This is a genomic window from Geodermatophilus sp. CPCC 205506 (genome assembly GCF_051383635.1).
GTDB lineage: Bacteria > Actinomycetota > Actinomycetes > Mycobacteriales > Geodermatophilaceae > Geodermatophilus.
This window is the reverse complement of the sequence record NZ_JALPKP010000030.1, coordinates 46,706-72,063: the sequence shown is the minus strand read 5'-3', so window position 1 is coordinate 72,063 and position 25,358 is coordinate 46,706. Positions and strand designations below refer to the sequence as shown.

At 76.2% G+C, this 25,358-nt stretch carries 25 protein-coding genes and 2 riboswitches; of the genes, 14 read left to right on the top strand and 11 right to left on the bottom strand.

Features of this window, described 5'->3' with window-relative positions:
- A partial coding sequence (locus MY520_RS17480; RefSeq protein WP_436693832.1) for a C40 family peptidase occupies nucleotides 1-406 on the top strand: 406 nt, incomplete at its 5' end.
- A 53-nt stretch (nucleotides 407-459) separates the two neighbouring features.
- Here the strand turns inward: MY520_RS17480 and MY520_RS17475 are convergent.
- The 8 genes from MY520_RS17475 to MY520_RS17440 form a co-directional block, all read right to left on the bottom strand.
- Nucleotides 460-2,109, bottom strand: a complete 1,650-nt coding sequence (locus tag MY520_RS17475) for a thiamine pyrophosphate-binding protein (RefSeq protein WP_436693831.1) — start codon at nucleotides 2,107-2,109, stop codon at nucleotides 460-462.
- The gene (locus MY520_RS17470) at nucleotides 2,106-2,882 is read right to left on the bottom strand and encodes a cyclase family protein (protein WP_436693830.1); all 777 of its coding nucleotides are present in this window, start codon (nucleotides 2,880-2,882) and stop codon (nucleotides 2,106-2,108) included. Before MY520_RS17470 ends, MY520_RS17475 begins: the two co-directional genes overlap by 4 nt.
- A 75-nt stretch (nucleotides 2,883-2,957) precedes the next feature.
- Nucleotides 2,958-3,236, bottom strand: a complete 279-nt coding sequence (locus MY520_RS17465; RefSeq protein ID WP_436693829.1) for a DUF1905 domain-containing protein — start codon at nucleotides 3,234-3,236, stop codon at nucleotides 2,958-2,960.
- A 149-nt stretch (nucleotides 3,237-3,385) separates the two neighbouring features.
- Nucleotides 3,386-4,240: an SDR family oxidoreductase gene (locus MY520_RS17460; RefSeq protein WP_436693828.1), complete on the bottom strand. Its 855-nt coding sequence runs from the start codon at nucleotides 4,238-4,240 to the stop codon at nucleotides 3,386-3,388.
- A gap of 101 nt (nucleotides 4,241-4,341) precedes the next feature.
- Nucleotides 4,342-5,736, bottom strand: a complete 1,395-nt coding sequence (gene chrA, locus MY520_RS17455; protein WP_436693827.1) for a chromate efflux transporter — start codon at nucleotides 5,734-5,736, stop codon at nucleotides 4,342-4,344.
- Nucleotides 5,737-5,750: 14 nt separating this feature from the next.
- Nucleotides 5,751-6,182, bottom strand: coding sequence for a chromate resistance protein ChrB domain-containing protein (locus tag MY520_RS17450; RefSeq protein WP_436693826.1), 432 nt, complete (start codon nucleotides 6,180-6,182; stop codon nucleotides 5,751-5,753).
- A complete protein-coding gene (locus MY520_RS17445) occupies nucleotides 6,179-6,667 on the bottom strand; it encodes a Chromate resistance protein ChrB (protein ID WP_436693825.1) in 489 nt (162 codons plus the stop codon). Before MY520_RS17445 ends, MY520_RS17450 begins: the two co-directional genes overlap by 4 nt.
- 41 nt (nucleotides 6,668-6,708) lie before the next feature.
- Entirely contained in the window at nucleotides 6,709-8,634 is a 1,926-nt protein-coding gene (locus MY520_RS17440; protein ID WP_436693824.1) for an FAD/NAD(P)-binding protein, read from the bottom strand.
- 222 nt (nucleotides 8,635-8,856) lie between these two features.
- Nucleotides 8,857-8,968: riboswitch (SAM riboswitch) on the top strand.
- Between the two features lie 263 nt (nucleotides 8,969-9,231).
- Between MY520_RS17440 and MY520_RS17435 the strand changes: the two genes are divergently transcribed.
- The 9 genes from MY520_RS17435 to MY520_RS17395 all read left to right on the top strand — a co-directional run bounded on the left by MY520_RS17435 (nucleotide 9,232) and on the right by MY520_RS17395 (nucleotide 18,309).
- Nucleotides 9,232-10,353: an LLM class flavin-dependent oxidoreductase gene (locus MY520_RS17435; protein ID WP_436693823.1), complete on the top strand. Its 1,122-nt coding sequence runs from the start codon at nucleotides 9,232-9,234 to the stop codon at nucleotides 10,351-10,353.
- Nucleotides 10,350-11,729, top strand: a complete 1,380-nt coding sequence (locus MY520_RS17430) for an NtaA/DmoA family FMN-dependent monooxygenase (RefSeq protein WP_436693822.1) — start codon at nucleotides 10,350-10,352, stop codon at nucleotides 11,727-11,729. The genes MY520_RS17435 and MY520_RS17430 overlap by 4 nt, the downstream gene beginning before the upstream one ends.
- Entirely contained in the window at nucleotides 11,726-12,787 is a 1,062-nt protein-coding gene (locus tag MY520_RS17425; protein WP_436693821.1) for an LLM class flavin-dependent oxidoreductase, read from the top strand. Before MY520_RS17430 ends, MY520_RS17425 begins: the two co-directional genes overlap by 4 nt.
- The gene (locus tag MY520_RS17420) at nucleotides 12,784-13,317 is read left to right on the top strand and encodes a GNAT family N-acetyltransferase (RefSeq protein WP_436693820.1); all 534 of its coding nucleotides are present in this window, start codon (nucleotides 12,784-12,786) and stop codon (nucleotides 13,315-13,317) included. The genes MY520_RS17425 and MY520_RS17420 overlap by 4 nt, the downstream gene beginning before the upstream one ends.
- Nucleotides 13,314-14,291 (top strand): amino acid ABC transporter permease, encoded by a 978-nt coding sequence (locus MY520_RS17415; RefSeq protein ID WP_436693819.1) that lies wholly within the window; start codon nucleotides 13,314-13,316, stop codon nucleotides 14,289-14,291. Before MY520_RS17420 ends, MY520_RS17415 begins: the two co-directional genes overlap by 4 nt.
- A complete protein-coding gene (locus tag MY520_RS17410; protein ID WP_436693818.1) occupies nucleotides 14,288-15,064 on the top strand; it encodes an amino acid ABC transporter ATP-binding protein in 777 nt (258 codons plus the stop codon). The genes MY520_RS17415 and MY520_RS17410 overlap by 4 nt, the downstream gene beginning before the upstream one ends.
- A 97-nt stretch (nucleotides 15,065-15,161) precedes the next feature.
- Nucleotides 15,162-16,130, top strand: coding sequence for an ABC transporter substrate-binding protein (locus MY520_RS17405; RefSeq protein ID WP_436693817.1), 969 nt, complete (start codon nucleotides 15,162-15,164; stop codon nucleotides 16,128-16,130).
- Between the two features lie 26 nt (nucleotides 16,131-16,156).
- The gene (locus MY520_RS17400) at nucleotides 16,157-17,161 is read left to right on the top strand and encodes an ABC transporter substrate-binding protein (protein WP_436693816.1); all 1,005 of its coding nucleotides are present in this window, start codon (nucleotides 16,157-16,159) and stop codon (nucleotides 17,159-17,161) included.
- A gap of 35 nt (nucleotides 17,162-17,196) precedes the next feature.
- On the top strand, nucleotides 17,197-18,309 hold the full coding sequence (locus tag MY520_RS17395; protein ID WP_436693815.1) for an FAD-dependent oxidoreductase: 1,113 nt from the start codon (nucleotides 17,197-17,199) through the stop codon (nucleotides 18,307-18,309).
- Between the two features lie 18 nt (nucleotides 18,310-18,327).
- Here the strand turns inward: MY520_RS17395 and MY520_RS17390 are convergent, their stop codons facing one another.
- Nucleotides 18,328-18,816, bottom strand: a complete 489-nt coding sequence (locus MY520_RS17390; RefSeq protein ID WP_436693814.1) for a beta-class carbonic anhydrase — start codon at nucleotides 18,814-18,816, stop codon at nucleotides 18,328-18,330.
- Between the two features lie 31 nt (nucleotides 18,817-18,847).
- Nucleotides 18,848-19,831 carry a sulfotransferase gene (locus MY520_RS17385; protein WP_436693813.1) on the bottom strand — a complete coding sequence of 328 codons (984 nt, stop codon included), beginning with the start codon at nucleotides 19,829-19,831 and terminating at the stop codon, nucleotides 18,848-18,850.
- 77 nt (nucleotides 19,832-19,908) lie between these two features.
- Between MY520_RS17385 and MY520_RS17380 the strand changes: the two genes are divergently transcribed.
- Entirely contained in the window at nucleotides 19,909-20,835 is a 927-nt protein-coding gene (locus MY520_RS17380; protein WP_436693812.1) for a hypothetical protein, read from the top strand.
- 5 nt (nucleotides 20,836-20,840) lie between these two features.
- Here MY520_RS17380 and MY520_RS17375 read toward each other — a convergent pair whose 3' ends face one another.
- Complete coding sequence (locus MY520_RS17375) at nucleotides 20,841-22,211, bottom strand: aminotransferase class V-fold PLP-dependent enzyme (RefSeq protein WP_436693811.1); 1,371 nt, start codon at nucleotides 22,209-22,211, stop codon at nucleotides 20,841-20,843.
- A gap of 28 nt (nucleotides 22,212-22,239) precedes the next feature.
- Nucleotides 22,240-22,353: riboswitch (SAM riboswitch) on the bottom strand.
- A 229-nt stretch (nucleotides 22,354-22,582) separates the two neighbouring features.
- On the opposite strand from MY520_RS17375, the gene MY520_RS17370 reads away from it, so the two are divergent.
- The 3 genes from MY520_RS17370 to MY520_RS17360 are packed head-to-tail and all read left to right on the top strand — an operon-like array spanning nucleotide 22,583 to nucleotide 25,291.
- Nucleotides 22,583-23,692 carry an LLM class flavin-dependent oxidoreductase gene (locus MY520_RS17370; protein ID WP_436693810.1) on the top strand — a complete coding sequence of 370 codons (1,110 nt, stop codon included), beginning with the start codon at nucleotides 22,583-22,585 and terminating at the stop codon, nucleotides 23,690-23,692.
- Nucleotides 23,689-24,189 (top strand): NADPH-dependent FMN reductase, encoded by a 501-nt coding sequence (locus tag MY520_RS17365; protein ID WP_436693809.1) that lies wholly within the window; start codon nucleotides 23,689-23,691, stop codon nucleotides 24,187-24,189. The genes MY520_RS17370 and MY520_RS17365 overlap by 4 nt, the downstream gene beginning before the upstream one ends.
- Nucleotide 24,190: 1 nt before the next feature.
- Nucleotides 24,191-25,291 carry an LLM class flavin-dependent oxidoreductase gene (locus tag MY520_RS17360; RefSeq protein WP_436693808.1) on the top strand — a complete coding sequence of 367 codons (1,101 nt, stop codon included), beginning with the start codon at nucleotides 24,191-24,193 and terminating at the stop codon, nucleotides 25,289-25,291.
- Nucleotides 25,292-25,358 lie beyond the last annotated feature (67 nt).

Below are 25,358 nucleotides of genomic sequence, written 5' to 3'. Positions count from 1 at the left end.
GCCGCGGGCCGCCGCGGCCCCGGCCCCCGCCGCGCCGGTCGTCGCCGGCAGCGCCGCCGCGCAGCGGGCCGTGGACACCGCGATGGCCCAGCGCGGCGACCCCTACGTCTGGGCCGCCGCCGGGCCGGACGCGTTCGACTGCTCCGGTCTGGTGCAGTACGCCTACGCCGCCGCCGGCGTGCGGCTGCCGCACTCCAGCCGCATGCAGTCGACGATGGGCGCCCCGGTCTCCCGCGCCGACCTCCGGCCCGGCGACCTGGTGTTCTTCTACAGCCCGGTCAGCCACGTCGGCATCTACATCGGCAACGGCCAGATGGTGCACGCCTCCACCTACGGCCAGCCGGTGAAGGTCGCCTCGGTCGACTCGATGGGCGGCTACCACAGCGCCCGCCGCCTCGCCGGCTGACCTGGAGGGGCAGAAATGGCCATCTCTGCCCCTCCAGGTCACTGGCCGTGCCGTCAGTGGCCGCGGAACGCCTCCTCGAGCCACCACGACGGCTCGTCGGCGGCCACCTTGGCGTCGACCAGCAGTGGCGCCTCCCGCGGCCCGGCCACCCAGCCGGCGACCGCGGCGAGGTCGTCGACGCCGCGCACGGTGACCGCCTCGAACCCGTGCCCGCGGGCGATGGCGGCGAAGTCGGTCTCCGGGAAGCGGACGGTGTCCAGCGGGTGGCCCTCGGGCCCGAAGTGGTGCACCTCCGCGCCGTAGGCGGCGTCGTCGTAGACCACGACGACCATCGGCAGGCCCAGCCGGACGACGGTCTCCAGCTCCGCGGCGCCCATCAGCGCACCGCCGTCGCCGAGCGCGGCGACCGGCAGCCGGTCCGGCCGGGCCAGGGCCGCGCCGATCGCGGTGGCCAGCCCGAGCCCGACGGACTGGAAGGCCTGGGTGAAGCAGAAGCCGAACTCGTCGGGGACGTCGAGGAACATGCTCGGGTAGCCCATGAAGTTGCCCGAGTCGACGGCGACCACCCGCTGGGCCGGCAGCAGGTCGTCCAGCGCGATCGTGAGGGTGCGCGGATCGATCCGGTCGCGCCCGCCCAGCGGCTGGAACGGCACGTCCCGCCAGCGCACCCGCTCGGCGATCGCCGTCCGCACCGCGGGGGTCCGGTAGCCGGGCGTCCCCACCTCGCCGAGGACGGCGGCCACCGCCTCGGCGGTCGCGCGGACATCGCCGGCCACCCCGAAGGTGAGCTCGCGGTGCAGGCCGAGCGCCGCGGGGTCGTCGTCCACCTGCACGACGACGGCGTCGGCGGCGATCAGCCGGCCGTGCCGCATCGTCCACATGTTGAGCGCGCAGCCCCAGCCGACGACGAGGTCCGCGCCCCCGATGAGCTGCGCGGCCAGCGGCGAGGCGAACCCGCCGGAGACGTCCAGCGACCACGGGCTGCCGACGAACAGTCCCTTGGCCACGGCCGAGGTGGCCAGCAGCGCGCCGCAGCGCTCGGCCAGGGCCTCCAGCGCCGCGCGGCAGCCGGGTCCGCGGGCGCCGCGGCCGGCCACGAACACCGGCCGGCGGGCGTGGCGCAGCGCGTGCGCCAGCCGCTCGGCGTGCTCGGCCCGCACCGACGGCTCGGGGCCGGGCGGCACCGGGGGCGGGCCGGCGGGCACCGGCAGGTCCTCCACCTGGACGTGCAGCGGCAGGTTGAGCAGCACGGTCCGCCGCCGGTGGACGGCGGTGCCGACCGCGGCGGCCACCTGGTCGAGGGCGTCCCCCGCCGAGGTGACCCGCATCGGCACCGCGCCCACCGCGGCGGCGAGCGCCGCCTGGTCGACGGCGAAGTTCGACGTCGGCGACGACGCCTCGGCGGCCAGCACGACCAGCGGAGTGCGGCTCTTGGCGGCCTCGGTGATGCCGGTCATGGCGTTGGTCAACCCGCAGCCCTGGTGCACGCTCACCGCCGTCGGCCGCCCGCTCATCCGGGCGTGCGCGTCGGCCATCGTCGCCGCGCCGCCCTCGTGGCGGGCGGCGACGAACCGGGCGCCCGCGGCCACCATGGCGTTGGTGACGGCGAAGTTGCCCGAGCCGACGACGCCGAACACGGTGTCCACCCCGCAGCCGGCCAGCGCCGCCCCGACCGCCTCGGCGACGGTGGTCCGCGAGCTCATCCGCGTTCGACGAGGGCCAGCACCCGCGCCGGGGAGCCCGACCCCGAGACGATCGGCAGCGGCGCGGCCACCAGCACCGCGCCGGTCGGCGGCAGCTGGGCGAGGTTCTGCAGCTGGGTCAGCCCGTACTTGCCGCTGCCCATGAACGCCGCGTGGCAGGGGAACGGCGGGTCGAAGGAGTGCGCCGCGCCGGCGTCGGTGCCGACGGTCTCCACGCCCACGCCGATGACGGGGGCCTCCTCGGCGATCCAGCGGGCGCAGGCCGGCGAGATGCCCGGGGTGTGCGAGCCGGTGTCGTCGGCGTTGAGGAACTCCTGCTGCGAGGAGCTGCGCGCGTCCCACCCGGTCCGGTAGAGCAGCCAGCCGCCCTCGGGCAGGGGCCCGTGCTCGGCCTCCCAGGCGCGCACGTGCTCCACCTCGAGCAGGAAGTCGGGGTCCGCGGCGGCCTCGGCGGAGAAGTCGAGGACCACGGCGGGACCGACCAGCCGGCGGGCCGGCACCGAGGCGACGTCCTCCCCGCCCCGGCCGGTGACCCAGTGGTTGGGCGCGTCGAAGTGCGTGCCGGTGTGCTCGCCGGTCCGGAAGTTGTTCCAGTACCAGGCCGGTCCGCGGTCGTCGTAGCGGCTGAGCTCCTCGAGCTCGAACCGCGCGGTCTGGGCGAACTCGGCCGGCAGCGCGATCACCGGCGTCTCGGCCGACAGCGGCGCGGTGAGGTCGACGACCTCGACGGCGCCCTCGGCCAGCGCGGCGGCGAACCCGGACAGGATCGACATGGGCGTCCCTTCGACGGGAGGACTCGGGGCGGGCCCGAGCATGCCGCAACCCCGCTGGTCAGGGACCCCCTGCCGTCACCCGAGCCGTTCCTCCAGGTGCACGGTCACCGGCTCGCCTGCCTCCTTGCCGATCGCCCGCCGGAGGTCGGCCTTCACCGGCAGCTTGTGGGTGCCGTCGCCCAGCGCCATGAACGAGCTGCGGAAGGGGTGCCCGTCGATCGTGCCGCGCACCTTGACCAGGCCGCGGGTGCCGAAGTACTCGGCCGAGCCCGGCATCTGCACGTAGGTCCAGCCGCCGGGCGCGGAGCTGCGCTGCAGCGGCGCGGTGAACTCGGCGTCCAACGGTGTGCTCATCGTCGCCGTCCTCTCGCGGGGGTGTCACCTCTCCAGACGGCCCGGGACGCCGCAACTCATCGGGACGCGATCGAGACCCGACCTCGAGGAGGGCCGCCTCCCCACCCGCCACGGAGGGGCAGAAATGGCCGTTTCTGCCCCTCCAGACCTCAGGCGGCGGGGCGCAGGCCCTCCACCAGCGGCGTCGTCGGCCGGCCCGCGAGCTTCGCCAGGTCGCCGGTGGTGGAGCCCAGCGCCCCAGCGCGGATGGCGCCCTCCATCGCGACGACGAAGCCGGCGGTGCCCTCGTCGAGGCCGGCGGCCAGCAGCGCCGCCCGCTGCTCCTCCGGCGTCCGGCGGACGTGGGTCACCTCGCGGCCGAGCAGCTCGCTGCAGGCGGCGGCCAGCTCGTCGAAGCTCCACGCGCTGTCCCCGGAGAGCTCGTACACGGCGTTCTCGTGACCGTCCCCGGTCAGCGCGGCGGCGGCCGCGGCGGCGTAGTCCCGCCGGGTGGCGCTGGCGACCCGGCCGTCGCCGACCGAGGACGCGATCACCCCGGTCTCGCGGGCCTGCCGCAGCGGCTGCGCGTAGTTCTCGGTGTACCAGCCGTTGCGCAGCAGGGTGTACGGCAGGCCGCTCTCGCGGATCGCCGCCTCGGTGGCCCGGTGGTCGGGCGCGAGCGCCAGCGGGGTGTCGTCGGCCCGCAGGATGCTGGTGTAGGCGATGCGCCCCACCCCGGCCCGCACGGCGGCGTCCACCACGGCCCGGTGCTGGGCGACCCGCACGCCCGGCTGGCTGCCCGAGATCAGCAGCAGCGTGTCCCCGGCCGAGAGCGCGGCGTCGAGGGTGGCCGGGTCGTCGTAGTCGAGGCGCACCGTCCGCACGCCGCGCTCGGCGAGGTCGGCGATCTTCTCCAGCGAGCGCCCTCCGGCGACGACGTCCGCGGGGTCGACCCCCCGGGCCAGCAGCTCCTCCACGACCAGGCGGCCGAGCTGGCCGGTGGCTCCGGTGACGACGATCGACATGCAGGTCCTCCGTGGGTCGGGGCGGCGCGGTCGCGCCATGCTGTGCCGCCGAACCGGGACGGCGGCAGCGGGATTCCCGCCCGACGGTAGGCCTCCGGCGATCAGGCGATCGGCAGCCCCGCCAGGCCGGCGGCCAGGCCCAGCGCCGCGCACACCGCGAGGGTCCGCAGCACCGGCCAGCGGAGCCGGAACAGCAGCACCGCGGCGACGACGGCGATCGCCAGCGGCACCGGCCGGAGGCTGCCGAGGTCGGGCAGCTCCAGGTGCAGCGGCCCGGCGTCGACGGCCCGGGTCGAGGAGAACAGGGTGTGGACGGCGAAGTAGACGCCGAGGTTGGCGATGACGCCGACCACCGCCGCGGTGATCCCGGTCAGCGCCGCCGACAGCGACCGGTTCCCCCGCAGCCGTTCCATGTAGGGCGCCCCGAGCAGCACGAACAGGAAGCTGGGCGCGAAGGTCACCCAGGTGACCAGCAGCGACGCGAGCACCGCCGCGACCCACGGGTCCAGCTCGCCGGGGTTGCGGTAGGCGCCGAGGAAGGCCACGAACTGCACGACCATGATCAGCGGCCCGGGCGTGGTCTCGGCCAGCGCCAGCCCGCGCACCATCTCCCGGGGGCCGAGCCACCCGTACACCTCGACCGCCTGCTGGGCGACGTAGGCGAGCACCGCGTAGGCGCCGCCGAAGGTCACCACCGCGGCCCCGGAGAAGAACAGCCCCTGCTGGGTGAACACGCTGCCCGCACCGGTCAGCAGCGCGACCGCCGCCACCGGCACGCCCCACACCAGCAGGCCGATCAGCAGCACGCGGAGCGTGCGCCGGGCCGACGGCTGCACGGTGTGCAGGACGTCGTCGGAGATCACCGGCGGCGGGCCGTCGTCGGCGGCCTCGGCCTTCCCCTTCTGCGGCAGCGCGGCCGGGCGCCACCGCCCCAGTGCCCAGCCCGCGACGCCGGCCGCCGCCACCACGACCGGGAAGGGGACGCCGAACAGTGCCAGGGCGAGGAAGGCGACCACCGCGATCGTGACCAGCGCCGCGCTGTTCAGCGCGCGCCGGGCCACCCGGACGACGGCCTGCGCGACGATCGCCAGGACCGCGGGGGCCAGCCCCGCGAACAGCGCGAGAACGGCGGTCGTCGAGCCGAACCCGACGTAGACCGCGGACAGCACCAGCAGCGCCACCACGCCCGGGAGGACGAAGAAGCCGCCGGCCACCAGCCCGCCGCGGGTGCCGTGCAGCAGCCAGCCGACGTAGGTGGCCAGCTGCTGGGCCTCCGGGCCGGGCAGCAGCATGCAGTAGTTCATGGCGTGCAGGAACCGGCGCTGGCCGATCCACCGCTTCTCGTCGACCAGCGTCCGCTGCATGACCGCGATCTGGCCGGCCGGGCCGCCGAAGGTCTGCAGCGAGATCAGGAACCAGGCGCGCACGGCCGTGCGGAAGGGCACGACCGTCTGCTCCATCGGCCGGGCCGGCCGCGCGGGGGTGTCGGAGTCCATGTGTGTCCTCGGGGTCAGGCCGGCTCGCGGCCGAGGAGCATGCGGCGGCGGTGGTACTCGTAGAGCCCGTCGAACAGCGGACCGGTGACGGCGAGGGTGCGCTCGTCGTCACCGGTCATCGACAGGCCGCGCAGCAGCACGTCGAGGCCGGCGGCCTCGGGCGCGTCGAAGCGCTCGTCCTCGAGGTCGGCCTCGTGGACGGCCTCGGCGATCCGCCAGAGCACCGGGTCGGTGAGCTCGTAACGGCGGAGGATCGTCTCGAAGGAGCAGTCCCCGCCGGCGTGCCCGAGCGCGACGCCCCGCATGTCGAAGGGGGTCGCGTCGACCGGTACGTCGGCGGGGTCGGAGACGAAGACGAACTCGGCGTCCGGGTCGATGGACCGGCGGATCAGCCAGGCGCACGCGGCGCGGTCGATGTGCACCCCGGCCCGGGTGGCCCACCTCACGACGCGACCGCCGTCGCCGTGGCCGCGGCGAGCTCCCGCAGCGCCCGGTCGGCCGCGTCCCGCTCGGCCGGCGGGAAGAAGTCCCGCCGGCCGATCGCCCGGAACTCCGTCCGCAGCCGGCGCAGCGCCCGGGCGCGCTCGGCCGGCCCGTCCGCGACGGCCGCCCGGCACGCCTCGGCCAGGGCCCGGTACTCCTCGGCGCGGACGGCGGCCATGCGCCCGGCCAGCTCGCGCTCCTGGGCCGCGGCGGCCGGCCGCGCCACCCAGATCCCGGCCGTGCCGCCGGCCTGGAGGACGTCGTCGGCCAGCCACTCCAGCTGCTCGCGGGTGCGGGCGTCGGCGGGCAGGGCGACCAGCCCGTCGGCCAGCTGGCCCACCCCGAGCCGCCGCAGCCGGCGCCACAGCGTCGTCCGCGGCCCCGACGGCTCCCGGGGCAGCCGGTAGGACAGCAGCACCCACTCGCCCGCGCCCTCCGCCACGTCCATGATGCAACCAGGGTTGCACCGGAGCGTCCAGAGGGAGTCGGTCAGGCGGCCCCGACGACGAGGGCGGGCAGCTCCGCCGGGGCCGTCAGCCGGCGCCACAGCTCCCGGGCCAGCGCGTCGTTCTGCCGGAAGAACGGCGCGTTGGATCGCGGCCGGGCGAAGGCGGCGACCTGGGCGCCGGCGGTCCAGTAGCCGACGGCGGAGACCCGGGGGTGCGGCGTGCCGTCCGCGGTCACCAGCCGCAGTTCCGGATCGACGTCCAGCCGCCCGGTGCGGCGCCGGCCGCCCGGCGCCGTCGGGTCGGCGAAGGCCCGCTCCCGGGCCTCGCCGCGGCGCAGCAGCCCGGTGACGACCGGATCGGGGGTGGCGACGACGTCCGGCGCCGGCAGGCGCGCCTCGACCAGCGCCCGCGTCTCGGTCACCCCGGGACGGCTGGACGACCGGGCCCGGAACACGCCCGCGCCCTCGTCGAGCTCGATCTCGACGTCGGCGCCGAGGAAGTGCAGCACCCCGGCCTCGGACAGGGCGAGCAGCTCCTCCAGCCGCGGTCCGGGCGGGCCGCTGGCCAGGTAGCTGAACAGGTTCATCCACCAGCCGGCCAGGTCCTCGCACTCCGACCGCGGGGTCAGCCGCCGGGCCGCCACCAGCCCGGCGATCGTGCCGTGGCACTGGAGCAGCGCGGTGAACACAGCGGCGTCCGTGCTGTGCGCCGGGTCCGCCGCGCGGGCCAGGTCGGCGCGGACGTGCCGGCGGACGGCGTCCTGCAGCGTCCCCGGGTCGGGGAACCAGCGCCCCGCGAGCGGGCGGTCCAGCGCCGCGAGGTCGAAGCGGTCGATGACGTCGGGCACCGCCCGCGCGACGAGCGCCCGCTCGGCGCGCCGCGTGGCGGCCGCGGCGTAGCCGTCGGCGAACTCCTCCCACGGCACCGCCGTCCGCTCCGGGTGGGCGCGGAACAGCTCGGTGTAGTGCGCCCAGCCCAGCTCCCGCTCGATCAGCGGTGCCAGGTCGGCGCGCAGGTCCAGCAGCCGGTCGGGCCCGAACGCGGCGTCGACGGCGGCCGGGGTGAAGAACCGCAGCGGCACCGGCGGCCCGGCCCACGGGTAGCCGAGCTTGGACCGGTAGGGCACGCCGCGGCGGGAGCCCACGTACAGCACCGGCTCGGAGCCGGACGGCTGGTAGCGCAGCCGGCCGGCGTCGTCGCGCTCGAACCGGCCGCCGCGCCCGTTGGTCAGCAGGACGGCGAGGTCGACGAACGCGAGACCGGCGCCGCGCACCAGCACGTCCTCCCCCGGGGCCAGCGCGGAGAGGTCGACGTCCGCGGTGTACCCGGTGGGCAGGTAGGTGAGTCCGCGCCGGTCGGCGGCGGCCGCGGTCGCCCGCTCGCCGGCCGTGGGGTGCGCGTCGAGGTGGCCCTGGACGAGCAGGACGGCGTCGGCGCTGAGCTCGGCGCCGTCGGCCAGCCGCACGCGGGCGCCCCCGGGGCCGCTGTGCACGTCGACCACCCGGGTGGCGTGCAGGTGCACGTCCAGCCACGGCGCGGCCGCGGCGACCACCGTGTCGAGCACCCACCGCAGGTAGGCGCTGACCAGCGGCCGGGACGGGAAGGACGCCGGCCCGAGCCGGCGGGCCTCCCGGCCGACCGGGTCCTCCGCCGGCCGGGCGCGGGCGACGTCGCGCACCCACTCCCACAGCGTGGTGCCCTCGGCGACCGGGCCCTCGACGACGACGGAGGGGTCGGGCAGCACGGTGACGTCGCCGACCAGGGAGTTGGCCCAGAGCAGGTCGGGCTGCTCGGCCCGCCAGACGCGGCCGCCACCGGGCGGGAACGGATCGACCAGGTGCACCTGCAGCCGGCGGCCGTCGGACAGCTCCGGAGCGGAGGCGGCGAGCCGTTCGAGGACGCCGATCGCGGTGGGGCCGGCGCCGACGACGCAGAGGGTGGGCCGGTCAGGGACGAGCGGGGACATGCGGGGGGACTCCAGAGCCGGAGGAGGGAGGGCGGGGCGTGGTCGCGTCCTCCGGACACAGGGCACTGCAGGTGCGGAGCAGGTCGACGTGCCGCCGCTGGGCGAGCTCCGGTCGCGTCACGTCCCCTCCTCCCGATGCGGACGCCGGGTGGCGCCGACACAATGTCTACCAAATCGATCGGGTTTGACGGGAATGCCGGTCCGTGTCTAGGGTCCGGCTCAGGTCCTGAGTGCCAGCACCAAGCCCCGGCTCGCTGGCCGGCAACCCTCCGCTGCGACGGGGTGCCCCGGGTGACGACCTGGCGGACGCGATCCGCGTCCGCAAGTCCGCAGCCCTCCGGGGCCCAGATCGAGGAGCACCGACAGTGAGCACCGCGTCGACGCCGGGCGTCCGCGACCTCTCCGCCGACCTGGTCGGCCGTCCGACGGTCGACCTGCTGCGCACCGACAGCGCGCTCTGTCGCTGACGACGTCCCCCTCCTGACCGGCCCGCCCGGTCCTCCGCGGCACCGCCCGCTCCCGCCGCTCCCCCTGTCCCGGGAGTGCCGGCGGCGTGCCCGCGTCCTCTCCACCACCCGTCCGACAGGGAGCACCCGCATGTCCCGCACCCCCCTCCTCGGCGTCGAGCTGACCGACGCCGGAGCCCACCCCGCCGCCTGGCGGCTGCCGGTCGCCGAGCCGGGCCGGCTGTTCGACCCCGCGCGGTGGGCCGGCCTGGTCCGCACCGCCGAGCGTGGCGGCCTCGACCTGGCCCTGTTCCCCGACGCGTTCGGGGTGCAGGACGCCGACGGCGGGGTCCGCGGCCGGCTCGACGCCCTGCTGACCGCCTCCCGGCTCGCCCCGCTGACCACGTCCATCGGTCTCGTGCCGACGGTGACCACCACGCACACCGAGCCGTTCCACGTCGGCAAGGCGGTGCAGACCCTCGACTGGGTGAGCCGCGGGCGGGCCGGCTGGGAGATCGGGGTGAGCCGCACCCCCGAGGAGGCCGCGCTGTTCGGCCGGAAGAGCGCCGAGCCCGACGACGAGCTGTGGGCCGAGGCCGACGACGTCGCCGAGGTCGTCGCCCGGCTCGAGGACAGCTGGGAGGACGACGCCGAGATCCGCGACGTGGCCACCGGCCGGTTCGTCGACCGCGACCGGATCCACCCGGTCGACTTCCGCGGTCCCCGCTTCTCGGTCGCGGGCGCGTCGATCACGCCGCGCTCGCCGCAGGGCCGCCCGCCGGTCGTCGTCCGGGCCGACTCCCCCGCCGCGCTCGCCGTCGCCGCGCACCGGGCCGACGTCGTGCGGATCTCCGCCGCCGGCGTCGCGGCCGCCACGGCCCAGGCGACCGAGGTGCGGGCCCGGGTGGCCGAGGCCGGCCACGACCCGCGCCAGGTCGCCGTGCTCGCCGACGTCGTCGCCTGGCTGGGCCCGGACGCCGCCGACCGGAGGAACCGGCTGCAGGCGCTGTCCCGGACCGACCCGGGCACGGTGGAGCACGTCGGCGACGCCGAGGACCTCGCCGACCTGATCGCGGTCTGGACGACCGCGGTCGACGGCGTGGTGGTGCGCCCGGCCGTCCTCCCGACCGACCTCGAGGCGCTGGTGGACGACGTCGTCCCGCTGCTGCGGGAGCGCGGGCTGCGCCCGGCCGGGCCGCCCGGCCCCACGCTCCGCGACACCCTCGGCCTGACCCGCCCGGCCGGCCGCACCGCCGTCGGGGGTGCCCGGTGAGCCGCAAGCAGATCCACCTCGGGGCCCACTTCCCCGGCGTCAACAGCACCACCGTCTGGGCCGATCCGCGGTCGGGCAGCCAGGTCGACTTCGCCTCCTTCGAGCACCTGGCCCGCACCGCCGAGGACGCGCGGTTCGACTTCTTCTTCCTCGCCGAGGGGCTGCGGCTGCGCGAGCACAAGGGGCAGGTCTACGAGCTCGACGTCGTCGGCCGGCCCGACACGCTCCCGGTGCTCGCCGCGCTGGCGGCGGTCACCGAGCGGCTCGGGCTGGTCGGGACGATCAACACGACCTTCAACGAGCCCTACGAGCTGGCCCGGCAGTGGGCCACGCTCGACCTGCTCTCCGGCGGTCGCGCGGCGTGGAACCTGGTCACCAGCTCCGACGCCTTCCACGGCGCCAACTTCCGGCGCGGCGGCTTCCTCGACCACGCCGACCGGTACCGGCGGGCGGCCGAGGTCGTGCAGGTCACCCGGCAGCTGTGGGACTCCTGGGACGCCGACGCGGTGGCCGCCGGGGAGACCTTCCTGCGGCCCGGCGGCGTGCGGCCGTTCGCGCACACCGGCCCGCAGTTCGACGTCCGCGGGACGTTCGGGACGCCGCGCGGACCGCAGGGGCACCCGGTGCTGTTCCAGGCCGGCGACTCCGCCGACGGCCGGGAGTTCGCCGCCCGCGACGCCGACGTCGTCTTCACCGCGCACTCCACCGTCGAGGCCGGCCAGGCGTTCTACGCCGACGTCAAGGGCCGGCTGGCCGCGCACGGGCGGCAGCGGGACGACCTGAAGATCCTGCCCGCGGTGACGGTGGTGCTCGGCGACACCGAGGAGGAGGCCCGCGACCGGGCGCGGCACATCCGCGAGCAGCAGGTGAGCGGGCCGACCGCGATCGCCTTCCTCGAGCAGGTGTGGGGCCGCGACCTCACCGCCCACGACCCGGACGGGCCGCTGCCGGCCGAGGACCCGGACGCCGGCAACGTGTCCATCACCCGCGGCCGCGTCCGCCACCACCGCGACCCCGCCGCCCTCGCCCGCCAGTGGCGCGAGCAGGCCGAGGCCAACGGCTGGTCGATCCGCGAGCTGGTCATCCAGGTCGGTGACCGCGGCGGCTTCGTCGGGACGCCGGAGTCGGTGGCCGCGGAGATCGACGGCGCGGTGCAGGCCGACGCCTGCGACGGCTACATCCTCGTGCCGCACCTGACCCCGGCCGGGCTCGACGAGTTCGCCGCCCGCGTCGTCCCGCTGCTGCAGGAGCGCGGCTCCTTCCGCGCCGACTACACCGGCCCGACGCTGCGCGACCACCTGGGCCTCGGCCCGGCCCGGCCGGCCCGCCGCTCCGGCGGCGGCGTCGGCACCGACCGCGGGCAGGTGGCCCGGTGAAGCTGCTCGCCGCCAACCTGCTGCTCACCACCCCCGACCCGGTCACCGGCCGGACCAAGCAACCGCACGAGAAGCTGCGCGACGCCGTCCGCTGGGCGGTCTGGGCCGAGGAGGCCGGGTTCGACGCGGTCGGGATCGGCGAGCGGCACGCTGCACCGTTCCTCTCCTCGTCCCCGACCGTGCTGCTCGCCCACCTGGCCGCGGTCACCTCCCGGGTCCGGCTGGTCAGCACGGTCACCGTGCTGCCGCTGCTGGACCCGGTCCGGGTGGCCGAGGACTTCGCCACGATCGACCACCTCTCCGGCGGGCGGGTCGACGTCGTCATCGGCAAGGGCAACGACCCCGTCCAGAACCGGCTGTTCGGCTACGACCTGGCCGACCAGTGGCAGCTCAACCGGGAGAAGTACGAGCTGCTGCGCCGGCTGTGGCGGGAGGAGGAGGTCACCTGGTCGGGCACCTCCCGCCCGCCGCTCACCGGGGCGACGACGCTGCCCCGGCCGCTGCAGCAGCCCATCCCGGTGTGGCACGGCAGCGCGTCCTCGACCGAGTCGACCGAGCTGGCCGCGCGGTTCGGCGAGCCGGTGTTCAGCGCCAACGCCTTCCACCCGACGAAGAAGTACACCGACCTGGTCGCGCACTACCGGGACCGGCTGGCCGCGCACGGCCACGACCCGGCCTGCGGGGTCGTGGGGGTCGGGTGCGGCGGTCTGTACGTCAGCGAGCGCAGCCAGGACGCCGTCGAGGCGATCCGCCCCTACTACCGGGCGTTCCTGCAGACGCCGGCCGCCCGGCACAACGACCCGGAGTTCAGCGACGTCGAGGACGCCGTGGAGCGCGGGCCGCTGCTGGTCGGCAGCCCGCAGCAGGTGGCGGAGAAGCTGGCCCGCTGGGACGCGGAGTTCGGCGGCGTCGAGGTCCTGCAGATCGGCCTGGAGGGGCTCGGCATCCCCGACGCCGAGCAGCGGGCCACCCTCGAGCTGTTCCTCGACCGGGTCGCCCCGGTGCTACGCGAGGAGCTGCCCAGCCGGGTCTGGCCGGACACGGAGGTGACCGCGTGACCGCCGCCCCGGGCCTGGCGGTGGTGGCCGTGCACCCCGACGACCCGCTCGCCGCGCCGCTGTTCGCCGAGCTGCTGCACGAGTACGACAGCCGCTACGGCGACCTGTACGGCGGCGCGGCGGCCGAGCTCACCCGCTACCCGGCCGCGGAGTTCCTCCCGCCGGACGGCGAGCTGCTCCTGCTGCTGGAGGACGGCGCCCCGGTGGCCGGCGGCGCCTACCGCCGGCACGCCGACCCAGGCACCGCCGAGGTCAAGCGGATGTGGACCGCCGCGGCGCACCGGCGCCGCGGCCTGGCCCGCCAGGTGCTCGCCGAGCTGGAGTCCCGGGCCACCGCCCGCGGCTACACCCGCATGTACCTGACCACCGGCCCGCGCCAGCCCGAGGCCAAGGCGCTCTACCTGGCCGCCGGGTGGTCGCCGCTGTTCGACCCCGCCGTCCCCCGCCCCACCGACCTGGCGTCCCTGCGCGCGCTGCCACCCGGCCGGCTCGGCTACGCCTTCGAGAAGCCCCTGGGAGGGCTCGCATGACCACCGTCGTCCCCCGGCCGGCCGCGGACACCGCCGCGCCGCCGCCGACCGGCACCCCCTACGACCAGCTGCGGGTGGTGCCGGCCCGGCACCCGGGCCGCTGGGTGTCCACCGCCGTCGTCGCCGTCCTGCTGGCGATGGTGGTCAACTCGCTGGTCACCAACCCGCGGTGGGAGTGGGACGTCGTCGCCGCCTACCTCACCGAGGAGTCGATCGTCCGCGGGGTGTGGACGACGGTCCAGCTCACCCTGGTCACCGCCGTCCTCGGCTTCGCCCTCGGCACGGTGCTGGCGCTCATGCGGCTGTCCCGCTCCCCGCTGCTGCAGGCGGTCAGCTGGGGCTACACCTGGGTGTTCCGCTCGGTGCCGCTGATCCTGCAGCTGCTGCTCTGGTACAACCTCGCCTACCTGTACCAGAGCCTGGACTTCGGCATCCCGTTCGGGCCGTCCTTCGCCAGCGTCGAGACGCTGTCGCTGATCGACAAGTTCGGCGCCGCCATCCTCGGCCTGGGCCTCCACCAGGCCGCCTACTCCGCCGAGATCGTGCGGGCCGGCATCCTCTCGGTCGACCAGGGCCAGCTCGAGGCGGCCGCCTCCCTGGGCATCCCGCGGCGGCGGCAGACCACCCGGATCGTGCTGCCGCAGGCCATGCGGGCGATCGTGCCGACCGCGGTCAACGAGGTGATCGGCCTGTTCAAGGGGACGTCGATCGTCTACGTGCTGGCCCTCGGCGAGCTCTTCTACACGGTCAGCGTGATCTACGGCCGGACCCAGCGGGTGCTGCCGATGCTCGTGGTCGCCGCGGTCTGGTACGTCGTGCTCACCACGGTGGTCACCGTCATCCAGTACTACGTCGAGCGCTATTACGCCCGCGGCGCGGTCCGCACGCTCCCGCCGACCCCGCTGCAACGGCTGCGCGCCAACCTCACCGCCGGCCTGGCCCGCGTCTCCGGCCCGCGGGGGGTGTCCCGGTGACCGCCGCGGTCCGGCCCGGTCGGGTCGAGGTGCACGGGGTGCACAAGTCCTTCGGCACCCTGGAGGTGCTGCACGGCGTCGACCTGGTCGTCGAGCCGGGCACGGTGACCGTCGTCCTCGGCCCCTCCGGGTCGGGCAAGTCGACGCTGCTGCGCAGCATCAACCACCTGGAGAAGGTCGACCGCGGGTTCGTCGCCCTCGACGGCGAGCTGGTCGGCTACCGCCGCCGGCGCGACACCCTGCACGAGCTCAAGGAGAAGGAGCTGCTCCGCCAGCGGACCCGGTTCGGGTTCGTCTTCCAGTCCTTCAACCTCTTCCCGCACCTGACCGCGCTGGAGAACGTGGTCGAGGCGCCGGTGTCGGCGCAGGGCCGCCGGCGCGGCGACGTCGAGGCCGAGGCGCGCACGCTCCTGGCCCGGGTCGGGCTGGCCGACAAGGCCGACGTCTACCCGCGCCAGCTCTCCGGCGGGCAGCAGCAACGGGTGGCGATCGCGCGGGCCCTGGCCATGCGCCCGGCGGTCCTGCTCTTCGACGAGCCCACGTCCGCACTCGACCCGGAGCTGGTCGGCGAGGTGCTCCGGGTGATGCAGGACCTCGCCCGCGACGGCACCACGATGGTCGTCGTCACCCACGAGATCGGCTTCGCCCGGGAGGCCGCCGACCAGGTGGTCTTCATGGACTCCGGCCGCATCGTCGAGGCCGGCCCGCCCGAGCAGGTGCTCGACGCCCCGCAGCACGAACGGACCCGCGCCTTCCTCGCCAAGGTCCTCTGAAGAAGGACCCCCCACACCCCGGACGGCGCACCCGCGCCGCCCGTCGGTGGCGCGCGCCCCGCGCACCCCCGAGACCCCGAGAAAGAGAGAGAACACCGTGACCGCCCGAACCCGACGAGCCCGCCTCGTCCCCCTCCTGGCCGCCGTGTCCGTGCTGGCGCTGGGGGCGTGCACCAGCACCGCCGAGATCGAGGAGCAGGCCCGCACCGAGGAGGGCACCGCGCTCGCCGTCGACACCGGCCCGGACCAGGACCGCATCCACACGACGGCGAGCGAGGAGGCCATCGGCCTCCTGCCCGACGGCGCCTTCCCCGACGGCGTGCTCCGGGTCTCCATCACCCAGGGCGCGGTGCCGCTGGGCTTCTACGCCGACGACAACGAGACGGTGATCGGCAGCGAGACCGACATCGCCACGCTGGTCGCCGACGCCCTCGACCTGGAGCTGGAGCTGGTCGTCAACGACTGGTCCAACTGGCCGCTGGCCACCCAGTCCGGCGAGGTCGACGCCACCATCTCCAACGTCACGGTGACCGAGGAGCGCAAGCAGCTGTTCGACTTCTCCTCCTACCGGGTCGACCAGCTCGGCTGGCTGGTCGCCGCCGACAGCGGCCTGGAGCTCGACGAGGCCGCCGACATCGCCGGGCTCACCGTGGCGGTGGGGTCGGGCACCAACCAGGAGCAGATCCTGCTCGCCTGGGACCAGCAGAACCGGGACGCCGGCCTGGAGCCGGTGACCATCGACTACTACGAGGCCTACAACGACGCCGTCCTGGCGCTGCAGTCCGGCCGCATCGACACCTACTTCGGCCCCAACGCCACCGCCGCCTACAGCGCGGCCGTGGCCCCCGACGACTTCGCGATCGCCGGGACGGTCAACGGCGGCTGGCCGGACACCGCCAACATCGCCGTCGCCACCGCCAAGGGCAACGGCCTGGCCGAGGCGTTCACCGCGGCGATCAACCACGCCATCGAGGACGGCACGTACCAGCAGGTGCTCGAGCGCTGGGGCCTGGAGGCCGAGGCGATCGACCGCGCCGAGACCAACCCGCCCGGCCTGGGCGCCTGAACGCACCGCAGACGAGGAGCACCCCGATGACCCGAACCCGCACGCGGGCGCGCCGGCCCGCCGCCGCCCTCCCCGTCCGCACCGCCCTGGTGCTGTCCACCGTCGTGTTCCTGTCGGCCTGCACCAGCTCGGCGGGGATCGAGTCCGAGGCCCGGACCGAGGCCGCCGCCGCGGAGGGGACCACCACGGTCCTGGAGGTGGACACCAGCCCGGAGCAGGCCGGCCGGGTGCACACCGACGAGGACCCCGACGCCGCCGCGCTCGTCCCGGCCGACATCGCCGAGGACGGGACGCTCACCATCGGCGTGGCCGGGGCCGGCGAGCCGCCGCTGGGCTTCCTGGCCGACGACAACGCCACCGTCGTGGGCAGCGAGGTGGACATCGCCTCGTTGGTCGCCGAGGCCCTGGGCCTGGAGCTCGAGGTGGTCAACGTCGCCTGGGAGCAGTGGCCGCTCGGTGTCCAGAGCGGCGACCTGGAGGCGGTGTTCAGCAACGTCGGCGTCAACACCGAGCGGCTGCAGCTGTTCGACTTCGCCACCTACCGCGAGGGCGTCATGGCCTTCAGCGCCCGGCCCGACAGCGGGCTGTCGATCGAGGAGGCGGCCGACGTCGCCGGCCTCACGATCGCGGTCGGCTCCGGGACCAACCAGGAGCGGATCCTGCTGGACTGGAACGCGCAGAACGAGGCGGCCGGGCTGGAGCCGGCGCAGCTGGAGTACTTCGCGAACTCGGCGGACACCCTGCTGGCGCTGCAGTCGGGCCGGATCGACACCTACATCGGCCCGAACCCCACCGCGGTCTACCAGCAGTCGGTCGGGGACGTCGAGATCGTCGGCACGGTCAACGCCGGCTGGCCCAACACCACCTACGTCGCCGCGACGACGCTCAAGGGCAACGGCCTCGTCGACGCCGTCCAGGCGGCGCTGCAGCACGTCTTCGAGGACGGCACCTACGGCGAGACACTGGACCGGTGGGGCCTGTCCGACGAGGCGGTCGACGAGCCGGTGGTCAACCCGGCGGTGGGGTCCTGACGGCGGCCGGGCCGGGCACGCCCCGGCTCACCGACGTGGTCGTGGTGGGCGGCGGCGTGATCGGCTCGGCCACCGCCTGGGCGCTCGCACGGCGCGGGGTCGGGGTCGTGCTGCTCGAGCAGTTCGGCCCCGGCCACGTCCTCGGCGCCTCGCACGGCCGGTCCCGGATCTACCGCAGCACCTATCCGCAGCCGCACCACCAGGCGCTCGTCGCCGAGGCACGACGGCTGTGGGCGGAGCTGGAGACCGAGACGGGGGCGACCGTGCTGCACCCGGGGCCCGGCGTGGCGACCGCCGCGCCCGGCCCCGGCGCGGACCGGCTGCGCGAGACGGCCCGCGCGATGGACCGCGCCGGCGTCGCCCACGAGTGGCTCGCGCCGGCCGAGGCCGGGGAACGCTTCGCGGGCATGCGGTTCCCGGGGCCGGTGCTGCTCGAGCCGCACACGGCCGGCCGGGTGGACGCCGACGCCGCGGTCGCCGCGCTCCAGGCCGCCGCGGCGGCGCACGGGGCCGCCGTCCGCCACCACCGGCGGGTCACCGCGGTCGAGCCGGACGGGGACGGCGTGGTCGTGCGCTGCGCCGCCGGTGCGGCGGTCTCCGCCCGCGCGGTCGTGGTGGCCGCCGGCGCGTGGGCCGCCGACGTCCTCGGCGACCTCGTCCGGCTGCCCCCGCTCCGGGTCACCCAGGAGCAGCCGGCGCACTTCCGGCCGCTCGACCCCGGCCTGGAGTGGCCGGCGTTCACCGCCGACCCGGACCCGGCCGAGGGCTGGCCGAGCGGCGTGTACGGGCTGGCCAGCCCCGGGGAGGGCGTCAAGGTCGGGTTCCACGGGACCGGCCCCGAGTGCCACCCCGACGCGCGGACCCTCGCGGCCGAGCCGGGGCAGCTGGCCCGCCTGTGGGAGTACGTGCGGCGCTGGCTGCCGGGCCTGGACGCCGACGCGCCGGAGCCGGTGTCGTGCACCTACACGAGCACGCCGACCGGCGAGTTCGTGCTCGACCGCGTCGGCCCGGTGGTGGTGGCCGCGGGGTTCAGCGGGCACGGCTTCAAGTCGGCGCCGGCGACGGGGCGGGTGCTCGCCGACCTGGCCCTGGGCACCCCGGCCGGCGCCGAGGCGTTCGCCCTCGCCGGGCACGCCGTCCGGAGCTGACCGTCCGCCCGGCGCGGGTCAGACGACCTCGCTGAGCCTCCCGGTGGCCACGTCGAAGACGAACCCGCGGACGCTGTCCTTGACCGGGATGAAGGGGCTGTCGAGGATGCGCTGCCGCTGCGCGCGGACGTCGTCCTCCAGCTCGGGGAACGCCTCGGAGTGCCAGTCCGGGCGGATGCCGCAGTCCTGCTCGATCGCGGTGCGGAAGTCCTCGTCGGAGAAGGTGAGCATCCCGCAGTCGGTGTGGTGGACCAGCACGATCTCCCGGGTGCCGAGCAGCCGCTGGCTGATGGCCAGTGACCGGATCTCGTCGTCGGTGACCACGCCGCCGGCGTTGCGGATGACGTGCGCCTCGCCCTCGGACAGGCCCAGCGCGCGGTAGACGTCCAGGCGGGCGTCCATGCAGGCCACCACGGCGACCTGCCGCGACGGCGGGAGCGGCAGCGGGCCGCGGAAGGCCTCGGCGTAGCGGGCGTTGGCCTCGAGCAGCTCGTCGGTGATGGACACGGCAGGTCCTCCTCGGGACGGGGTGGGTGGGTCAGCGGCCGGCGGTGCCGGCCGAGCGGGAGCGGAAGTCGCCGCGGCCGGTGTCGCCCTTCCAGTCGGCGAAGGACTCGCCGGTGAGCTCCTCCAGCAGGGCGATGTCCGGCAGCAGCGGGCCGAGGACCTCGCGGCGCACCTCGACCGGCATCGGCGGCCGCGGCGACCGCCCGGCGTGCAGGGCGGCGAGCAGCGGCCGGCTGGCCTGGCGCCACACCTGCGGCGGGGCGTAGGCGCCCAGCGCGGCGCCGGCGCGGGTCAGCCGGGCCAGGACGCGGTACGGGGCGGTGTCGGCGACGTGCGGCTTGACGTTCTCCGGCGGCACGACGTGCGCGACGCCCGGCTCGACGCCCAGGAACGTGCTGACCCGGTCCAGCGCCTCGCGCGGGGTGTCGACCACCTGCCGGTAGCGGAGCAGGCACACGTTCTCCCGGGGCACGCTCTTGTACAGGTCCCGCAGCTGCTCGCCGTAGCGCCCCAGCCCCCGGTAGTGCCAGAACGGCGCCCAGCCCTCGGCGATCCGCCGCTCCTCGAGCCGGACGGCGGTGCGGAAGTCCGCCTCGGGCTCCAGCCCGTCGGCCCGCAGGTGCACCCAGTTGGACCAGGCCCGGTCGACCGGGTCACGGACGACGACGACCACCTTCACGTCCGGGACGTCGGCGGCCAGCCGGGCCTGGGCGGCGCGGTCGTAGAGGTAGAACGGCGTGCTCTCCCCGCGGACGGCGTCCTCCGGGGCGGCATCGAACAGCGCCAGGTACTCCTCGCGCCGCCAGATCCACTCCTGGGCGCTGTGCGCGTCGCCGGGCCCCCGCTGCCCGCTGCGCGGCGGCGGCCGGCCGTCGGTCAGGTAGTACTTGGGCTCCTTCACCGGCGACAGGTACAGCCCCGGGTGCGTGGCCAGGGCCGCGTGCAGCGCGGTCGTCCCGGCCTTGGGCGCGCCCGCGATCACGAACTGCGGACCTCGCCCGCTGGGGTCACTCATCAGGGCCTTCCTCCTGTGTCGTCGCCGGGTGCATGCACACTGGGCGGGCCGTCCGCCCGAGATCCCGGAGCCGCAGCGTGCCGTCCTCCCCCGCCCCGACGTCCGCCATCCGTCTCCCGGACGCGTCGTCGTTCTGGTCCGACGCCGAGATCGTGCTCGCACCGGACGACCCCCGCCCCGGCTCGTGGACCGGCGGGCCCTCGGCCCAGCTGGTCGACGGCACGTGGTGGCTGGCCGCCCGGCTGCGCCGCCCGGTCGGTGAGGGCCGCGGCTTCGCCAACACCGTGTCGCGGTCCGACGACGGCCGCCACTTCACCGAGGTCGCGCGGGTCCGGAAGGACGACTTCGGCGCCGACTCCCTGGAGCGTCCGGCGCTGGTGCACACGCCCGAGGGCCGCTGGCGGCTGTACGTCAGCTGCGCGACGCCGGGCACCAGCCACTGGCGGGTGGACCTGCTCGAGGCCGGCCGCGTCGAGGACCTCGCCGCGGCCACCCCCCGCACCGTCCTGCCCGGCAGCGACGGCGAGGCGGTCAAGGACCCGGTGGTCCGGTTCGACGGCCGGCAGTGGCACCTGTGGGCCTCGGTCCACCCGCTCGACGACCCGCACGCCACCGACCGCATGACCACCGAGCACGCCACCAGCCCGGACGGCGTCGAGTGGACCTGGCGCGGGACCGCGCTGGCCGGCACGCCGGGGAGCTGGGACGCCCGCGGCGTGCGGTTCGCCGCCGTCGTCCTGGACGGCGACCGGACCTGGGCCCTCTACGACGGCCGGGCCACCGCGGCGGAGAACTGGGAGGAGCGCACCGGCCTGGCCGTCGCGAACGGCGACGGCCGGTTCCGCGCGGCTCCCGACGGCCCGCTGCTGCAGAGCCCGCACCCACCCGGCGGGCTGCGCTACGCCGACGCGGTGGCCCTGCCCGGCGGCGGCACCCGCTGGTTCTACGAGGCCACCCGCGCCGACGGCGCGCACGAGCTGCGCACCGTCCTGCTGCCGGGCTGACACGGTCACTTCCCGGGGGAGCCGCAGCCGGCTCCCCGGGTGACGGCCCCCGCGTCCGCGCCGGCCAGGCCGGCCAGGGGGCGGGGGTCGTCGGCCGGCGCCCACCGCCCCGACCGGACGGCGTAGTCGACCGCCGGCCCGCGGTCGAGGAAGGCGGCCAGGCCCTCGAGGAGCCGGTCCACGTCGGCCGCGGTGGTGGCCAGCCCCACGCTGGCCCGCAGCGCCCCCTGCGGCACGCCGAGCCGGGCCAGCAGCGGGTGCGCACAGAACCGGCCGTCCCGCACGCCGACGCCGTGCTCGGCGGACAGGACGGCGGCGACCAGGCCCGGGTCGGCCCCGTCGACGGTGAACGAGACGACGCCGGTGGGCGCGGTCGAGTCCGGCCAGATCCGCAGCCGGCGGACGCCGGGCAGGGCGTCGAGCCCCGCCTCCAGCCGGTCCCGCAGCGCGAGCTCGTGGGTCTCGAGCGCGCCGTCGGGCAGCGCCGCCAGCGCGTCGCAGGCGGCGGCCAGCGCCACCGCCCCCAGCACGTTGGGGGATCCGCCCTCGTGCCGGTGCGGGGCCGCGGCCCACGTCGTCCCCTCGACGGTCACCTCGTGCACCGCCCCGCCGCCGGCGAGGTGCGCCGGCGCGTCGTCCAGCCAGTCCCGCCGGCCGACCAGCGCGCCGGTGCCGAAGGGGGCGTAGAGCTTGTGGCCGGAGAAGGCGACGTAGTCGGCGCCGGTCGCGGCCAGGGAGAACCGGCGGTGCGGCACCAGCTGCGCGCCGTCGACGGCGACCCGGGCCCCGGCGGCGTGCGCCAGCTCGACGACGTCGGCCAGGGGCAGCGCCTCGCCGGTCACGTTGGACGCCCCGGTGACCGCGACCAGGGCGTAGCGGCCGCGCACCAGCTCCGCGGCCAGCTCGCGCAGGGTCGCCGTCACCGTCGCCTGCGTGGGCAGCACGGTCGTGGCGGCCCGGCGCTGCCACGGCAGCAGGTCGGCGTGGTGCTCACAGTCGAGGACGAGCACCCGATCCCCGGCGGGCACGCACCCGGCCAGCAGGTTGAGCGCGTCGGTCGTGTTCCGGGTCAGCACGCAGACGTCGTCGACGCGGGCGCCGACGAAGCCGGCGACGGTGTCCCGCGCCGACTCGTAGAGGGCGGTCGACACCTGGGAGAGGTAGCCGGCGCCGCGGTGCACGCTGGCGTAGAGCGGCAACGCCTCGGCCACCCGGTCGGCGACGGCGACCAGGGCGGGCGTGCTGGCCGCGGTGTCCAGGTCGGCGTACGGGGCGCGGCCGGCGGGCACCAGCGGCACCTCGGTGTCCGCGCCGACGACCGGCAGCAGCGGGCAGCCGGCCGGAGCGGCGGGACGGGACAGGACAGCGCCGGTCACGGGGCCTCCTCGGTTCGGGACCCGTGCGGGCCCGCGCTTGCGGACGCCGGTCGGCGCCCGCCGGGTCGTCACCCGGGGCACCCCATCGCGGAGGGAGGGTTGCCGGCCAGCGAGCCGGGGCTTGTCGCTGGCGCTCTTGACCTGCCGGGCAGCGTGACATGCGACCCGGTTACCCGTCAAACCCGATCGGGATGGTAGAGATATGTCCGTGCCCGCCGTCCCCACCTCGACCGCCGCCGCTCCGCGGCTGGTCCGGCGTGTGCACGTGGACCTGGGCCGGGTCTGGTCCGCGCGCTGTCGCTGACGCCGCCCCGCGTCCCCTCCCCCGGCCGCCCGTCCCGGGCGGCCCCCGTCACCCCTGAGGACCACCCGTGCCGATCGAGTTCCTGGGCATCGCCGCCACCAACGACGGTTCCGAGACCACCCCGCGTTCGGGGCCGAGCTTCGACAAGGAGTTCACGCTGCGGCTCGGCCGCGCGCACGAGGACTGGGGGTGGGACCGCGTGCTGTTCGCCTACGGGTCCGGCTCCCCCGAGCCGTCGGCGGCCGCCGCGTTCCTGCTCTCGCACACCGAGCGGCTGCAGGTGCTGCTGGCCCACCGGCCCAACGTCAGCTACCCGACCTTCGCCGCGAAGACCTTCGCCACGCTGGACCGGATCGGCGACGGCCGGCTGACCGTCCACTTCATCACCGGCGGCACCGACGCCGAGCAGCGCCGCGAGGGCGACCACCTGACCAAGGACCAGCGCTACGGCCGCACCCGCGAGTACATCCAGATCGTCAAGAAGGCGTGGACCTCGCACGAGCCCTTCGACTGGGACGGCGAGCACTACCGGTTCGCCGACTTCGTGAGCGACACCTTCCCGGTGCAGCAGCCGCGGCCCGACGTCTCCTTCGGCGGCTCGTCGGAGGCCGCCTACGCCGCGGGCGGGGCCGAGGCCGACGTCTACGCGCTGTGGGGCGAGCCGCTGGCCGAGACCGCGGCGCAGATCGAGCGCGTGCACGCGGCGGCCCGCGCGGCCGGGCGGACGACGATGCCCCGCATCCAGGTCGCCTTCCGTCCCATCATCGCGCCGACCGAGGAGCTGGCCTGGGAGAAGGCGCACCGCACCGTCGACAGGATCGCCGCCCGCACCGGCGGCGGCGCGCAGCCGCTGACCCGGCGGCACCCGCTCACCGAGCCGGAGAACGCCGGCTCCCAGCGGCTGCTGGCGATCGCCGAGCGCGGCGAGCGCTTCGACCGCGCGCTGTGGACGCCGACGGCGACGGCGACCGGCGGCGCGGGCAACTCCAACGCGCTGGTCGGCACCCCCGAGACGGTCGCCCAGGCGCTGCTGGACTACGTGGACCTCGGCGTGGACATCATCTCGATGCGCGGCTACGACCTGCTCGGGGATGCCATCGACGTCGGCCGGTACGTGCTGCCGATCGTGCGCGAGGAGGTCGCCAAGCGCGACGCCGCCGCGGCGGCCGCCCCGTGAGCACGATCGCGGTCGTCGGCAACCCCAAGCCGCACTCCCGGACCCGCGCCGCCGCCGAGCACGTCGTCGAGCGGCTCACCGGCGCCCCGCCGGACCGCGTCGTCGACGTGGTCGACCTCGGCTCAGGCCTGCTCGGCTGGGGCGACCCGGCGGTCGAGGAGGCGGTCGCCGCGCTGCGGGCCGCCGAGGTCGCCGTCGTCGCCAGCCCCACCTACAAGGCGACCTACACCGGCCTGCTCAAGCTGTTCCTCGACCAGGTCGGCACCGGCGACCTCGCCGGCGTGGTGGCGGTCCCGCTCATGCTCGGCGCGGGGCCCGCCCACGCGCTGGCGCCGGACCTGCTGCTCAAGCCGGTCCTGGTCGAGCTCGGCGCCACCACGCCCACCCGCGGGCTCTACCTGCTCGACAAGACCTGGGACGCCCCCGGCCCGCTGGACGACTGGCTGGCCGTCGCGGGACCGCAGGTGGCGGCGGCCCGCACCGCCGGACGGCGCTGACGTGGAGGTCTCCTGGTTCCTGCCCAGCCGTGGCGACGGCCGCGACGTCGGGCCGGCGACGACCGACCGCGGGCACAGCGCCGCGGCGCTGCGCCGGCGGCCCACCCTGGAGTACCTGGCCGCGGTGGCGCAGGCCGCCGAGCAGGCCGGGTTCGCGGCGGTGCTCACCCCGACCGGGTCCGGCTGCGAGGACGCGTGGGTGGTCTGCTCCGCGCTGGTGCCGCTGACCTCCCGGCTGCACTTCCTGGTCGCCTTCCGGCCGGGCTTCGTGCTCCCGACCCTCGCCGCCCAGCAGGCCGCGTCGTTCCAGCGGCTGTCGGGCAACCGGCTGCGGCTCAACGTCGTCACCGGCGGGGACCCGGTGGAGCAGCGCGCCTACGGCGACTTCCTCGACCACGACGCCCGGTACGCCCGCACCGGCGAGTTCCTCGAGGTGCTGCGCCGCTGCCTGGCCGGGGAGCGGTTCGACGTCGCCGGTGAGCACTTCGCCGCGCGCGACGCCGGCCTGGTCCGGCCGCCGGACGTCGTCCCGCCGGTCTACCTGGGCGGCGCCTCCCCGGCCGCGGAGGAGGTGACCGCCCGCTGGGTGGACCGGTACCTCACCTGGGGCGAGCCGCCGGCCATGGTCGCGCCGCGGCTGGACCGGGTGCGGGAGCGGGCGGCCGCGCACGGCCGCACCGTCCGGTTCGGGATGCGGCTGCACGTCGTCGCCCGGGACACGCCGGAGCAGGCCTGGGCCGAGGCCGACCGGATGCTGGCCGGGATGCCAGCGTCGGCGATCGCGGCCACGCAGGAGCGCTTCGCCCGCATGGACTCCGTCGGCCAGGCGCGGATGACGTCGCTGCACGGCGGGGCCGCCGGCGACGGCGCCCGGTCGCTGGAGGTCGCCCCCAACCTGTGGGCGGGCATCGGCCTGGTCCGCGAGGGGGCGGCCACCGCGCTGGTCGGCAGCTCCGAGCAGGTGGCCGAGCGGCTGGCCGAGTACGCGGCGCTGGGCATCGACGAGTTCGTCCTGTCCGGCTACCCGCACCTCGAGGAGGCGTGGCGGGTCGGCGAGGAGGTCCTCCCCCTGCTGGCCCGCGAACCGGTGGGTGCCCGGTGAGGCTCACCCGCCGCACGGCGGTGGACCTGGTGCGGACGGCGAGCGCGCTCTGTCGCGGCTGCTGAGC

Bases quoted from the DNA above. Each gene is read 5' to 3' on its own strand.
- MY520_RS17475 (WP_436693831.1), bottom strand. From the start codon at position 2,109: ATGAGCTCGCGGACCACCGTCGCCGAGGCGGTCGGGGCGGCGCTGGCC.
- MY520_RS17470 (WP_436693830.1), bottom strand. From the start codon at position 2,882: ATGTCGATCCTGTCCGGGTTCGCCGCCGCGCTGGCCGAGGGCGCCGTC.
- MY520_RS17465 (WP_436693829.1), bottom strand. From the start codon at position 3,236: ATGAGCACACCGTTGGACGCCGAGTTCACCGCGCCGCTGCAGCGCAGC.
- MY520_RS17460 (WP_436693828.1), bottom strand. From the start codon at position 4,240: ATGTCGATCGTCGTCACCGGAGCCACCGGCCAGCTCGGCCGCCTGGTC.
- chrA (WP_436693827.1), bottom strand. From the start codon at position 5,736: ATGGACTCCGACACCCCCGCGCGGCCGGCCCGGCCGATGGAGCAGACG.
- MY520_RS17445 (WP_436693825.1), bottom strand. From the start codon at position 6,667: ATGGACGTGGCGGAGGGCGCGGGCGAGTGGGTGCTGCTGTCCTACCGG.
- MY520_RS17440 (WP_436693824.1), bottom strand. From the start codon at position 8,634: ATGTCCCCGCTCGTCCCTGACCGGCCCACCCTCTGCGTCGTCGGCGCC.
- MY520_RS17435 (WP_436693823.1), top strand. From the start codon at position 9,232: ATGTCCCGCACCCCCCTCCTCGGCGTCGAGCTGACCGACGCCGGAGCC.
- MY520_RS17415 (WP_436693819.1), top strand. From the start codon at position 13,314: ATGACCACCGTCGTCCCCCGGCCGGCCGCGGACACCGCCGCGCCGCCG.
- MY520_RS17400 (WP_436693816.1), top strand. From the start codon at position 16,157: ATGACCCGAACCCGCACGCGGGCGCGCCGGCCCGCCGCCGCCCTCCCC.
- MY520_RS17385 (WP_436693813.1), bottom strand. From the start codon at position 19,831: ATGAGTGACCCCAGCGGGCGAGGTCCGCAGTTCGTGATCGCGGGCGCG.